The following is a 13,274-nucleotide window of genomic DNA, read 5'->3' on the forward strand; positions in this document are numbered from 1 at the left end:
CATGAAAAAGAACCCACTCGCACGGCTTGCCTCATTCTGTTTCGCGGTTGCCGCCGGCACTGCGCTAACGTTCGGGGGCGCGCAAGCGGCCGACGATGCCGTGAAGATCGGCTTCATCACCGACATGTCGGGCCTGTACGCCGATATCGACGGGCAGGGCGGTCTTGAGGCGATCCGCATGGCGGTGGCCGACTTCGGCGGCAAGGTCAACGGCAAGCCGATCACGGTGCTGTACGCGGATCACCAGAACAAGGCGGACATCGCCGCGTCGCGTGCGCGCGAATGGTTCGACCGCGATGGCGTCGACATGCTGATCGGCGGCACGAACTCGGCGACCGGGTTGTCGATGAACACCGTCGCGGGCGAGAAGCACAAGGTCTACATCAACATCGGCGCCGGCGCCGATACGCTGACCAACGAGCAATGCACGCCGTACACGGTTCACTACGCCTACGACACGACGGCGCTCGCCAACGGCACGGGCTCGGCCGTGACGAAGCAGGGCGGCAAGACGTGGTACTTCCTGACGGCCGACTACGCGTTCGGCAAGGCGCTCGAAAAGGCCACCTCGGACGTCGTGAAGGCGAACGGCGGCCAGGTGCTCGGTTCGGTGCGGCATCCGCTCTCGGCGTCGGACTTCTCGTCGTTCCTGTTGCAGGCGCAGGCCTCGAAGGCGCAGATTCTCGGCCTCGCGAATGCCGGCGGCGATACGGTCAACGCGATCAAGGCCGCGAAGGAATTCGGCATTCCGAAGACGATGAAGATCGCCGCGCTGCTGATGTTCATCGACGACGTGCACAGCCTCGGTCTCGAAACCACGCAAGGTCTCGTGCTGACCGACAGCTGGTACTGGAACAAGGATGCCGAGACACGCAAGTGGTCGCAGCGCTACTTCGACAAGATGAAGAAGATGCCGTCGAGCCTGCAGGCCGCCGACTATTCGGCGACGATGAACTACCTGAAGGCGGTGCAGGCGGTCGGCTCGACCGACCCGGACAAGGTGATGGCGCAGCTGCGCAAGACGAAGATCGACGACTTCTACGCGAAGGGCTACATCCGCCAGGACGGCAGCATGATCCACGACATGTACCTGATGCAGGTGAAGACGCCGGCCGAATCGAAAGAACCGTGGGACTACTACAAGATCATGGCGACGATCCCGGGCGAGCAGGCGTTCACGACCAAGGCGCAAACGCGCTGCGCGTTGTGGAAGTAAGCGCGGGCCAGAAGAAAGAAGTCGCGGATAGCGGCACCTGAGACGCTCGCGGGGGCCTTCCGTTGTTCGTGAACGAAACGCCGTGCGTGTTGCTGCTGCGTTGAATGGCAGCGCGGCGCGTACGTGCGGCGTTTTCGTGAGCATGAGCAACGGCGGCTCAAACAGCCCGGACGTTTTGCGTGCCGCGCAGCGGGCGCTGTTTGCCGCATCGTGCGCGCGACCGGTCTCACTTGACGATGGCTTGAAGGGCGAAGGGCTTCAATGGATATCTTTGGCGTTCCGCTTCCGGCGATGCTGAGCCAGCTTCTGCTCGGGCTCGTGAACGGCTCGTTCTACGCGATTCTGAGCCTTGGGCTGGCGGTGATTTTCGGCCTGCTCAACGTGATCAACTTCGCGCATGGCGCGCTGTTCATGCTCGGCGCGATGCTCGCGTGGATGGGGCTGTCGTATTTCAATCTGCCGTACTGGGTGATGCTCGTGCTCGCGCCGCTGATCGTCGGGCTGTTCGGCATTGCGATCGAGCGCACGATGCTGCGCTGGCTCTATAAGCTCGATCATCTATACGGCCTGCTGCTGACGTTCGGGCTCACGCTTGTGATCGAAGGCATCTTCCATTCGATCTACGGGTCGTCGGGCCAGCCGTACGACGTGCCTTCGGCGCTTACCGGCGCGACCAATCTCGGCTTCATGTTCCTGCCGAACTATCGCGCGTGGGTTGTCGTCGCGTCGCTCGTCGTGTGCTTCGCGACGTGGTTCGTGATCGAGAAGACGCGGCTTGGCGCGTATCTGCGCGCGGGCACCGAAAACCCGAAGCTCGTCGAGGCGTTCGGCGTCAACGTGCCGCTGATGATTACGCTGACCTACGGCTTCGGCGTCGCGCTCGCGGCGTTTGCCGGCGTGCTCGCCGCGCCGGTCATCCAGGTCTCGCCGCTGATGGGCCAGCCGATGATCATCACCGTGTTTGCGGTGGTCGTGATCGGCGGGATGGGGTCGATCATGGGCTCGATTCTGACCGGCCTCATGCTCGGTGTGATCGAAGGGCTCACGCGCGTGTATTACCCCGAGGCGTCGGCGACCGTCGTCTTCGTGATCATGGCGCTCGTGTTGCTCGTGCGCCCGGCGGGCCTCTTCGGCAGGGAAAAATGATGCAGAGAAAAGTCCTCTACGGTCTGCTGCTGATCGTGCTGCTCGCGGTGCCGGTGCTTGGCATCTATCCGCTCTTCGTGATGAAGGTGCTGTGCTTCGCGCTGTTCGCGGCCGCCTTCAATCTGTTGATCGGCTATACGGGGCTGCTGTCGTTCGGACATGCGATGTTTCTCGCCTCGGCCGGCTACGCGACCGGCTATGCGATGCAGACGCTCGGGTTCTCGCCGGAGCTCGGGGTGCTGACCGGCACCGCGACGGCGACGCTGCTCGGGCTCGTCGTCGGCTTCTTCGCGATTCGCCGCCAGGGCATCTACTTCGCGATGGTGACGCTCGCGCTCGCGCAGATGGTGTACTTCGTGTTCCTGCAGGCGCCGTTCACGCATGGCGAAGACGGTCTGCAAGGCGTGCCGCGCGGCAAGCTGTTCGGCGTGCTCGGTCTTTCGTCGGACGTCGCGCTCTATTTCGTCGTGCTCGCGGTGGTCGTGGCGGCATTCCTGTTGATCGTGCGGATCGTCCATTCGCCGTTCGGGCAGGTGCTCGTCGCGATCAAGGAGAACGAGCCGCGCGCGGTGTCGCTCGGCTACGATACCGATCGCTTCAAGCTGCTGGCGTTCATTCTGTCGGCCGGCCTCGCGGGTCTCGCCGGCTCGCTGAAAGTGCTCGTGCAGGGCTTCGAAACCTTGAGCGACGCGTATTGGACCATGTCCGGTCTCGTCATCCTGATGACGCTCGTGGGTGGTATGGGTACGCTGTTCGGGCCGTTGCTCGGCGCCGCGCTGATCGTGTCGCTCGAAGACCGGCTCGGCGATATCGGTGCCGCGTTTGCCTCGATGACGGGCGTCGACTGGTTCCGCTCGCTCGGCGAATCGGTGACGATCGTCACGGGGCTGATTTTCATTGCGTGCGTGCTGGCGTTCCGGCGCGGTATCGTCGGCGAAATCGTCGCGCGCGTGCGGCCGTTGCGTGCATAATCGAGCCTGGCTTGATGCAGTGCGATATGAGATTGCTTCGACATCCGATCTAATTCGGGCAGGCTAAAAATCCAATGAAACAACGGCTTTCATAAGCAGGTCGCATAATGTGCAGACGAAACGCGCCGACGTGCGTCAATTCGGTGCCGCAGTGCACCACTAGGGTAATTGCTAGTTGTTACCGGTAGAGGCGTCGTTTAATCTTTACGCAGTTCTGATGCACCACGAATTTGCAGGTGGAGAACGAGGAGACAATTGAGGCACTCAGTGCCCAGACGAAAGCGCTGTTGGATTGATATCCAACAGCGCTTTTTATTTGTGCTTTTCGAACGTGCTTTCGACAAGCCGCGCCGGGATAATCGTTGAATCGGGCCGTTATTTTTGTTCTGCGAGAACACCGCATTTAAGCGCTACAACCCTGCAAAACGCTTGCGGCACGGCGCGCGCGTCCGCTAAACTCGCTTTTCACCGACCACTGGGTTGGCATTTAAATCCGCGGATTTAAATTCAGTTGAATAACGGGGTTAATAGAGGAGCAGGATGAAGTCGGCATTACGTTGGATTAGCGCGGCATTGGTCGCTACCGGAGTATCGGCTGCCTGGAGCGGCCATGCATTCGCAGACGTGAAAATCGGCGTCACCGTGTCGGCTACGGGGCCGGCCGCTTCGCTCGGCATTCCGGAGAAGAACACGATCGCGCTGCTGCCCAAGGAGGTCGCGGGCCAGAAAATCGATTACATCGTGCTCGACGACGCGACCGATTCCACCCAGGCAGTCAAGAACGCCCGCAAGCTCACCAGCGAAGATCACGTCGACGCGCTGATCGGCTCGACCGTCGTGCCGAACTCGCTCGCCATGATCGACGTCGCCGCCGAAACGTCCACGCCGATGATCTCGATGGCCGCCGCCGCGGGCATCGTCGAGCCGATGGACGCGAAGCGCGCCTGGGTCTTCAAGACGCCGCAGAACGACATCCTGATGGCGACCGCGATCGCGCAGCACATGGCGAATCACGGCGTGAAGACGGTCGCGTTCATCGGTTTTGCCGACGCATACGGCGAGAGCTGGTTCAAGGAGTTCAGCAAGGCCGCCGATCTCCAGAAGATCAAGGTCGTCGCGAACGAGCGTTTTGCGCGCAACGACGCGTCGGTCACGGGCCAGGTGCTGAAGATGATGTCGCAGAACCCGGACGCGGTGCTGATCGCCGGCGCCGGCACGCCGGCCGCGCTGCCGCAGAAAACGCTCAGGGAGCGCGGCTACAAGGGCAAGTACTATCAGACGCACGGTGTCGCGAACAACGACTTCCTGCGCGTGTGCGGCAAGGATTGCGAGGGCACGTGGCTGCCGGCCGGTCCGCTGCTCGTCGCGGATCAACTGCCCGATTCGAACCCGGTGAAGAAGACCTCGCTCGCGTACAAACACGCGTATGAAGCCGCTTATGGCGTGGGCTCCGTGTCGACGTTCGGCGGCCATGCGTGGGACGCGGGCCTGCTGTTGCAACAGGCGATTCCGCTCGCGCTGAAGAAAGGGCAGCCGGGCACGCCGGCGTTCCGCGAAGCGCTGCGCGCGGCGCTCGAAGGCACCAAAGACATGCCCGCATCGCACGGCATCTTCAACATGAGCGCGAACGATCACGCCGGTCTCGATCAGCGAGCGCGTGTGATGGTGCAGATCGTCGACGGCAAGTGGAAGCTGGCCGGCGACTGAGCGAAGGCAAAACGCCACGAAGCCTCATCGAAAAGACGCGTGCAGTTGACGCGTCTTTTTTATTGCCCGTGCGGTGGCGCGCATCGCGAGAGAAGTGTGGTTCCGTTGCTTCAGGACAAACCCGCATTCGGTCCATGCGCTATTGACCGTCGATCATGCAGAACGCAATCTACTAGCATATTAGTGGTTAAAAAAGAGGAAATCGCGCCGCAGAAAGCGCGACAGTCCGAGGCAGCAGCGATCGTGCAGGTGAGAGGAGCGGCATCGAACAGAACGGGCAAGGTATTCGCATTGAGCAGGGAAAACCATGCTTGGCACGCGCGCACCCAGGCCCGATAACTTGATCACGCACCGGGCCCGTCGAGCCGGCTCATAGATACGCGCTTCAAGGCGTTTGGAGACTCGTAATGAAGAAGACAAGGCAATGGGTACGCACGGGCATCGCAATGGCGCTGATGTGCGGCGCGGGTGCGGCGTTCGCGCAGGTGAAGATCGGCGTGACGCTGTCCACCACGGGGCCGGCCGCATCGCTCGGGATTCCCGAGAAGAACACGATTGCATTGCTGCCGAAGGAGATCGGCGGCAAGAGCGTGCAGTACATCGTTCTCGACGATGGCTCGGACACCAGCAAAGCCGTGCAGAACACGCACAAGCTGATCGACGAAGACCATGTCGACGCGATCATCGGCTCGACCGTCACGCCGAATGCGCTCGCGATGCTCGATCCCGCCGCCGAAGGCAAGACGCCGGTGATCTCGCTCGCGGCATCGGCGGCGATCATCGCGCCGATGGACGCGAAGCGCGCGTGGGCCTTCAAGCCGCCGCAGAACGACAGCCTGATGGCCGACGCCATCGCCGATTACATGCAGCGTCACGGCGTGAAGACGGTCGGCTTCATCGGCTTTTCGGATGCCTATGGCGATAGCTGGAACACGACCTTCGACGCCGCGGCGAAAGCCCACAATCTGAAGGTCGTCTCCAACGAGCGCTTTAACCGCACCGACGCATCGGTGACGGGCCAGGTGCTGAAGACGATGAGCGCGAATCCCGATGCGGTGCTGATCGCGGGCTCGGGCACGCCGTCGGCGCTGCCGGCCAAGACGCTCAAGGAGCGTGGCTACAAGGGCAAGATCTATCAGACGCACGGTGTCGCGAACAACGACTTCCTGCGCGTGTGCGGCAAGGATTGCGACGGCGAGTTGCTGCCGGCCGGTCCGATTCTCGTCGTCGATCAGTTGCCCGATTCGAACCCGGTGAAGAAGTCGTCGGAAGCCTATAAGAACGCATATGAGAAGGCGTATGGCGCGGGTTCGGTCGCCACCTTCGGCGGTCACGCATGGGATGCGGGCCAGATGCTGCAGGCCGCGATTCCGGTCGCGCTGAAGACCGCGCAGCCGGGCACGCCCGAGTTTCGCGCGGCGCTGCGCAGCGCGCTCGAAAACCTCAAGGAACTGCCGGTGTCGCACGGCATCATGAACACCACGCCGACCGACCACAACGGCCTCGACCAGCGCGCACGCGTGATCGTGCAGATCGTCGACGGCAAATGGAAGCTGCAGAACGACTGAAAATAATCCATCAGGATAAAAAGCGGTACGCGCCTCTCGCGCAATCTGCGGTGCATGGCACCGCATTGCCATGTGTTCGACGACAATGGCAACGACCGCCGCGCCGTATCCCGGCGCGGCGGTTGTCTTTTCATACATGGCATGCAGGTTGATGGACGGCTACGCGCCGTGCTATCACGACTGTTTCCCGGTTTTTCGATTTCGACGCTTCAGGACGAGGAAGTATGGATCTATCAATTGCGGCGATCCTCGCGCAGGACGGCATTACCACTGGCGCAATCTACGCGCTGCTTGCGCTTGCGCTGGTGCTGGTGTTTTCCGTGACGCGGGTGATCTTTATACCGCAGGGGGAGTTTGTTTCGTATGGCGCGCTGACGCTCGCCGCATTGCAGACGCAGAAGTTTCCGGCCACCTGCTGGCTGCTGATGGCGATGGGCGCGGCGTGTTTTGTCGTCGAGACGGCGGCGACGTTGCGGCATGCCGAGCGGCGCCGTCATGCGGCGCGCACGCTGCCCGTGCTGGCAGGGAAGTATCTGCTGTTCCCGATCGCCGTCTATGCGCTCACGCGTGGCCTCTTCATGCAGCCGCTGCCGATGATCGTGCAGATCGCGCTGACGCTCTTGATCGTGATTCCGATGGGGCCGTTCGTTTATCGGCTCGCCTATGAGCCGATCGCGGAAGCGACCACGCTGCTGCTGCTGATTGTCGCAGTGGCCGTGCATTTCGCGATGGTCGGTCTCGGCCTCGTGATGTTCGGCGCGGAAGGCTCGCGCACCAACGCGTTTTCCGATGCGACGTTCAACGTCGGCAGTCTGTCGATCTCCGGGCAAAGCCTGTGGGTGATCGGCACGGCGGTCGTGCTGATCGGCGCGCTGTATCTGTACTTCGATCGCTCGATCTCGGGCAAGGCGCTGCGCGCGACCTCGGTGAACCGGCTTGGCGCGCGCCTCGTCGGTATCGGCACGACGCAGGCAGGGCGCCTCGCGTTCACGCTCGCGGCGGGGCTCGGCGCCTTGTGCGGCATCCTCGTCGCGCCGCTCACGACGATCTACTACGACTCGGGCTTCCTGATCGGTCTGAAGGGCTTCGTGGGCGCGATCATCGGCGGTCTCGTCAGCTATCCGCTCGCGGCAGCGGGCTCGATTCTCGTGGGTTTGCTGGAGTCGTATTCGTCGTTCTGGGCGAGTGCTTATAAGGAAGTGATCGTGTTCACGCTAATCATCCCGGTGCTGCTGTGGCGCAGTCTTGCGAGCCCGCATGCCGAAGAGGAAGAGGAGTGACGCGATGAAACGGATCATGCAAAAGAAGTTCTTCTGGTTGTTCCTCGTGGTGCTGTTCGCGTTGCCCGTGCTGCCGCATCCGATCCACGTGCCCGAGTACTGGGTCACGCTGCTCAACTACATCGGGCTGTATGCGATCGTCGCCATCGGCCTCGTGCTGCTGACCGGCATCGGCGGCATGACGAGCTTCGGGCAGGCCGCGTTCGTCGGCATCGGCGCCTATGCGACCGCGTATCTGACGACGAGCTACGGCGTGTCGCCGTGGCTTGCGTTGATCGCCGGCATTATCGTGACCGCCCTGGTCGCGCTGATGCTCGGTCTCGTGACGATGCGTCTGTCCGGCCACTTCCTGCCGCTCGGCACGATCGCCTGGGGGCTCGCGCTGTTCTACCTGTTCGGCAATCTCGACATGCTCGGCAAGTACGACGGCATCAACGGCATCCCGGTGCTCAATGTTTTTGGGATAAACCTCGAGTCCGGCCGTCATATCTATTACCTGATCTGGGCGGTCGTGCTCGGCGCGGTCGTCTCTGTTCAGAATTTGCTTAATAGCCGGCCGGGCCGCGCGATCCGTGCGCTGCGCGGCGGCGGTCTGATGGCCGAGGCGATGGGCGTCAATACCGGCTGGATGCGCGTCGTGATCTTCGTTTATGCGGCGGTGCTCGCGTCGGTGTCGGGCTTTCTGTATGCGCATCTGCAACGCGCGGTGAATCCGACGCCGTTCGGCCTCAACCACGGCATCGAGTTTCTGTTCATGGCGGTGGTGGGCGGCGTTTCGCATGTGTGGGGCGCGGTGCTCGGCGCAGCGATCCTGACCGTGCTGCAGGATTATCTGCAAACGCTGCTACCGAAGCTGCTCGGCGAGAACGGCAACTTCGAAGTGATCGTGTTCGGCATTCTGATGGTGCTGCTGTTGCAGTACGCGCGACAGGGCGTGTGGCCGTTCGTCGCGCGCTTTTTCCCGCGCGGGCCGCATGCGCATCTCGCCGATCACGCGGAGCCTCTACCGCAGCGCAACAAACCGCAAGCCGGCGAAAACCTGCTGACGGTGAACAAGGCGCGCAAGCAGTTCGGCGGCCTCGTCGCGGTGAACGACGTGAGCTTCGAAGTCAAAGCCGGGCAGATCATCGGGCTGATCGGGCCGAACGGCGCCGGCAAATCGACCACCTTCAATCTCGTGACCGGCGTGCTTCAGGCGACGAGCGGCGAGATCATGTTTCGCGGCGAGCGTATCGATGCGCTCAGTTCACGTGAAATCGTCAAACGCGGGATCGGCCGCACGTTCCAGCACGTCAAGTTGCTGCCGGGCATGACGGTGCTGGAGAACGTCGCGATCGGCGCGCATCTGCGTGGTCATGCGGGCGTGTGGCGCAGCATCGTGCGCTTGAATCGCGCGGAAGAGGCGCGCTTGATGGCCGAGGCGGCCAGACAGATTCGCCGCGTCGGTCTCGAGCAGCATATGTATGACGAGGCGGGTAGCCTCGCGCTCGGACAGCAGCGGATTCTCGAAATCGCTCGCGCGCTGTGCTGTGATCCGACGCTGCTGTTGCTCGACGAACCGGCCGCCGGTCTGCGGTATCAGGAAAAACTGCAACTCGCCGATCTGCTGCGTCGCCTGAAAGCGGAAGGAATGAGTGTGTTGCTAGTCGAGCACGATATGGATTTCGTGATGAATCTCACCGACCGGCTTGTGGTCATGGAGTTCGGGACGCGGATCGCGGAAGGTTTGCCGCAGGACGTGCAGCAGGACCCGGCGGTGCTCGAAGCGTATCTGGGCGGGGTGGAGTGATGGGGAACACAATGACGACGGGTGTAGCGGCCGTGGCGCCGATTCTCGACGTGGACGGTCTATCGGTCCGTTACGGCAAGGTCGAGGCGCTGCACGGCGCGGCGATCCGGGTGCGGGCAGGACAAATCGTTTCGGTGATCGGTCCAAATGGCGCGGGCAAGTCCACGCTGCTGAACGCAATCATGGGCGCGTTGCCGGGCACCGGCCATGCGAAGGGCGCGATCAACTATCGCGGCGAGGACGTCAGCGCGATACCGGTCGAGAAGCGGGTCGCACGCGGCATGTGTCTGGTGCCGGAAAAGCGCGAGCTATTTGCGTCGATGACGGTCGAAGATAACCTCGTGCTCGGCGCTTACCGGCGCAAGCGGGCAGGGGAGCGGAATTTCCTCGATCAGCTTGAACCGGTGTTCGAGCTGTTTCCACGACTGAAGGAGCGCCGCAAGCAGGAAGCTGGCACGCTGTCAGGTGGCGAGCGGCAGATGCTGGCGGTCGGTCGCGCGCTGATGGGCAAGCCCGATCTGCTGATGCTCGACGAGCCGAGCCTCGGTCTCGCACCGCTGATCGTGAAGGAGATTTTCCACATCATCAGTGCGCTGCGGCAGACGGGCGTTGCCACGCTGCTGATCGAGCAGAACGCGCGTGCCGCGCTGCAAATTTCCGACTACGGCTATGTACTCGAAACCGGCGAGTTGGCACTCGAAGGACCGGCAGCGGATCTCGCACAGAATCCGCGCGTGATCGAAACCTATCTTGGCCTGGCGAAAAAAGTGGCGTAGCACAGCACCTTTTTTGCTGATGGCGGTCTTTCAAGCGGTGTGTTTCACGTGAAACACACCGCTTTTTTTATTCGTTAGCCATTCGGACGAAATTCGGGCCGAAACTGAACCCGTTATAATTCGCCCATACATTTTCCTTTGAGGCTCACGCGACGATCTGGCGTGAGATCCCGCGATGCTTTTTCCCACAGAATTTGACGTAATCGTCGTTGGCGGCGGTCATGCCGGCACCGAAGCCGCTTTGGCATCGGCGCGCATGGGTAATAAGACACTGCTCTTGACCCACAACATCGAAACCCTTGGGCAGATGAGCTGCAATCCGTCGATCGGCGGCATTGGCAAAGGCCATCTGGTCAAGGAAGTCGACGCGCTCGGCGGCGCCATGGCGGCCGCCACCGACGAAAGCGGCATCCAGTTCCGTATCCTGAACTCGTCGAAGGGGCCGGCGGTGCGTGCGACGCGCGCTCAGGCCGACCGCGTGCTCTATAAGGCGGCGATCCGTCATCGTCTGGAAAATCAGCCGAATCTGTGGCTGTTCCAGCAGGCCGTCGACGACCTGATGGTCGAGGGCGACCGCGTGGTCGGCGCCGTTACGCAAGTGGGCATCCGTTTCCGCTCGCGCGCCGTGGTGCTGACTGCGGGTACGTTCCTCGACGGCAAGATTCACGTCGGTCTGAACAACTACACCGGTGGCCGCGCGGGTGATCCGGCTGCGGTTTCGCTGTCCGCACGCCTGAAGGAGCTGAAGCTGCCGCAGGGACGGCTCAAGACCGGTACGCCGCCGCGTATCGACGGCCGTACGATCGATTTCTCGCAACTCGAAGAGCAGCCGGGCGATCTGGACCCGGTGCCGGTGTTTTCGTTCCTCGGGCGCGTCGAGCAGCATCCGCGGCAAGTGCCGTGCTGGGTCACGCATACGAATCAGCACACCCACGACATTATTCGTAGCGGCCTCGACCGTTCGCCGATGTACACGGGCGTGATCGAAGGGGTCGGGCCGCGCTATTGCCCGTCGATCGAGGACAAGATTCACCGTTTCGCGTCGAAGGAGTCGCATCAGATTTTCCTGGAACCGGAAGGGCTGACGACCAACGAGTTCTACCCGAACGGGATTTCCACGAGCCTGCCGTTCGACGTGCAGCTCGAACTGGTGCGTTCGATGCGAGGTTTGGAGCATGCGCATATCCTGCGACCCGGTTATGCAATCGAGTACGACTATTTCGATCCTCGCGGATTGAAGGCATCGCTGGAAACCAAGGTGATTAGCGGGCTGTTCTTCGCAGGGCAGATCAACGGGACGACCGGCTATGAAGAGGCGGCGGCGCAGGGCATGCTGGCCGGTATCAATGCCGGTTTGCACGTTCAGGGCAAGGACGCATGGTGCCCGCGTCGCGATCAGGCCTATCTGGGCGTGCTGGTCGACGATCTGGTCACGCGCGGGGTGTCCGAGCCGTACCGGATGTTCACGAGCCGTGCCGAATACCGCCTGAGCCTGCGCGAAGACAACGCCGACATGCGCCTGACCGAGATCGGCCGCGAGTTGGGCGTGATCGATGACGCCCGTTGGGACGCGTTCAGCCGCAAGCGCGACGCTGTTTCACGTGAAACAGAGCGCCTTCGTACGACGTGGGTCAATCCTAAGACGTTATCTGCCGACGAAGCGACGGCACTGCTCGGCAAGCCGATCGACCACGAATACAGCCTCGCGGACTTGCTCCGTCGACCGGGCGTGAGCTACGACGGCGTCTGCGGCTTGCGTGGCGGCACGTGCGGTGCGCCCGAAGTGCTCGCCGAAGACGACGTACTGCTCGCTCAGATCAAGGAGCAGATCGAGATCGGCATCAAATATCAGGGCTACATCGATCGCCAGGCCGATGAAATCGAACGCAACGAGGCGCACGAAAACACGCGTCTGCCGGAAGGGCTCGACTACGCAGAGGTTCGCGGGCTGTCGTTCGAGGCACGCCAGAAGCTGACGCAGTTCCGGCCGGAAACGATTGGCCAGGCATCCCGTATCTCGGGCATCACGCCGGCGGCTATCTCGTTGCTGATGGTTCATCTGAAGCGAGGCCTTGGGCGGCGTCCGGCGAAGCCCGCCGAACCCGGCACCGACAGCAAGCCGGTGGTGCAATGACGGCAGGGCAGAGGGGTATCGATCAGCAGGCCCTGGCGTCGCTGCTGGCGGATGGTGTCCGTGAGCTGGGCCTCGACCTGAGCGACGTTCAGCAACGCAAGCTGCTTGATTACGTCGCCCTGTTGGCGAAGTGGAATAACGTCTACAACCTGACGGCGATTCGCGATCCGCGGCAAATGCTGGTCCAGCATATTCTCGATTCTCTTTCGATCGTGCCGCATCTCGCGCCGCTCGGCCCGTCTTCTGTGCTCGACGTCGGTTCGGGCGGCGGCTTGCCCGGGATCGTGTTGGCAATCGTACTGCCCGAATGGACCGTCACCACGAACGATATTGTTCATAAAAAGACGGCTTTCCAGGCTCAGGCGAAGGCCGAGCTGGGTCTCGCGAATCTGTCGGTCGTGACGGGACGCGTCGAGACATTGCGGCCCGGCGCCGAAGTACCGGCAAAGTTCGACGTAATCGTTTCGCGCGCATTCGCAGAACTCACGGATTTCGTTACACTGGCCCGTCACCTGGTTGCGGAGCAGGGCGCGATCTGGGCGATGAAGGGCGTGCAGCCGGACGGTGAAATCGGGCGTCTGCCGGCGGGCGCCCACGTGGAACGGATCATCCGGCTGAACGTGCCGTCGCTCGACGCCGAACGGCACCTGATCAAGGTTCGGCTGGGCGCGGAAAGCTGACGGCCAC

Annotated in this window: 10 protein-coding genes; all 10 read left to right on the top strand. The window is 62.3% G+C overall.

The genetic code is table 11. From position 1 onward, the window contains the following. Window position 1 precedes the first annotated feature (1 nt). The 10 genes from GXB81_RS05905 (at window position 2) to rsmG (ending at window position 13,267) form a co-directional block, all read left to right on the top strand. A complete protein-coding gene (locus GXB81_RS05905) occupies window positions 2–1,216 on the top strand; it encodes an ABC transporter substrate-binding protein (protein WP_167049077.1) in 1,215 nt (404 codons plus the stop codon). A gap of 261 nt (window positions 1,217–1,477) precedes the next feature. Then, window positions 1,478–2,362: a branched-chain amino acid ABC transporter permease gene (locus GXB81_RS05910; protein ID WP_205988628.1), complete on the top strand. Its 885-nt coding sequence runs from the start codon at window positions 1,478–1,480 to the stop codon at window positions 2,360–2,362. Continuing rightward, window positions 2,362–3,333, top strand: a complete 972-nt coding sequence (locus tag GXB81_RS05915) for a branched-chain amino acid ABC transporter permease (RefSeq protein WP_205988644.1) — start codon at window positions 2,362–2,364, stop codon at window positions 3,331–3,333. The genes GXB81_RS05910 and GXB81_RS05915 overlap by 1 nt, the downstream gene beginning before the upstream one ends. A gap of 540 nt (window positions 3,334–3,873) precedes the next feature. After that, window positions 3,874–5,040 (top strand): ABC transporter substrate-binding protein, encoded by a 1,167-nt coding sequence (locus tag GXB81_RS05920; protein WP_205988629.1) that lies wholly within the window; start codon window positions 3,874–3,876, stop codon window positions 5,038–5,040. Between the two features lie 407 nt (window positions 5,041–5,447). Next, the gene (locus GXB81_RS05925) at window positions 5,448–6,608 is read left to right on the top strand and encodes an ABC transporter substrate-binding protein (RefSeq protein ID WP_205988630.1); all 1,161 of its coding nucleotides are present in this window, start codon (window positions 5,448–5,450) and stop codon (window positions 6,606–6,608) included. A gap of 224 nt (window positions 6,609–6,832) precedes the next feature. Next, window positions 6,833–7,888: a branched-chain amino acid ABC transporter permease gene (locus GXB81_RS05930; protein ID WP_167049069.1), complete on the top strand. Its 1,056-nt coding sequence runs from the start codon at window positions 6,833–6,835 to the stop codon at window positions 7,886–7,888. A gap of 4 nt (window positions 7,889–7,892) precedes the next feature. Next, window positions 7,893–9,677, top strand: a complete 1,785-nt coding sequence (locus GXB81_RS05935; RefSeq protein ID WP_205988631.1) for a branched-chain amino acid ABC transporter ATP-binding protein/permease — start codon at window positions 7,893–7,895, stop codon at window positions 9,675–9,677. Continuing rightward, window positions 9,677–10,453 carry an ABC transporter ATP-binding protein gene (locus tag GXB81_RS05940; RefSeq protein WP_205988632.1) on the top strand — a complete coding sequence of 259 codons (777 nt, stop codon included), beginning with the start codon at window positions 9,677–9,679 and terminating at the stop codon, window positions 10,451–10,453. The genes GXB81_RS05935 and GXB81_RS05940 overlap by 1 nt, the downstream gene beginning before the upstream one ends. Before the next feature lie 175 nt (window positions 10,454–10,628). Continuing rightward, a complete protein-coding gene (gene mnmG, locus GXB81_RS05945) occupies window positions 10,629–12,587 on the top strand; it encodes a tRNA uridine-5-carboxymethylaminomethyl(34) synthesis enzyme MnmG (RefSeq protein ID WP_167284402.1) in 1,959 nt (652 codons plus the stop codon). Beyond that, the gene (gene rsmG / locus GXB81_RS05950; protein WP_167049061.1) at window positions 12,584–13,267 is read left to right on the top strand and encodes a 16S rRNA (guanine(527)-N(7))-methyltransferase RsmG; all 684 of its coding nucleotides are present in this window, start codon (window positions 12,584–12,586) and stop codon (window positions 13,265–13,267) included. The genes mnmG and rsmG overlap by 4 nt, the downstream gene beginning before the upstream one ends. Window positions 13,268–13,274: the final 7 nt, after the last annotated feature.

This window comes from Paraburkholderia sp. Ac-20336, from assembly GCF_017105025.1.
In the GTDB taxonomy this organism is placed as follows: Bacteria; Pseudomonadota; Gammaproteobacteria; order Burkholderiales; family Burkholderiaceae; genus Paraburkholderia.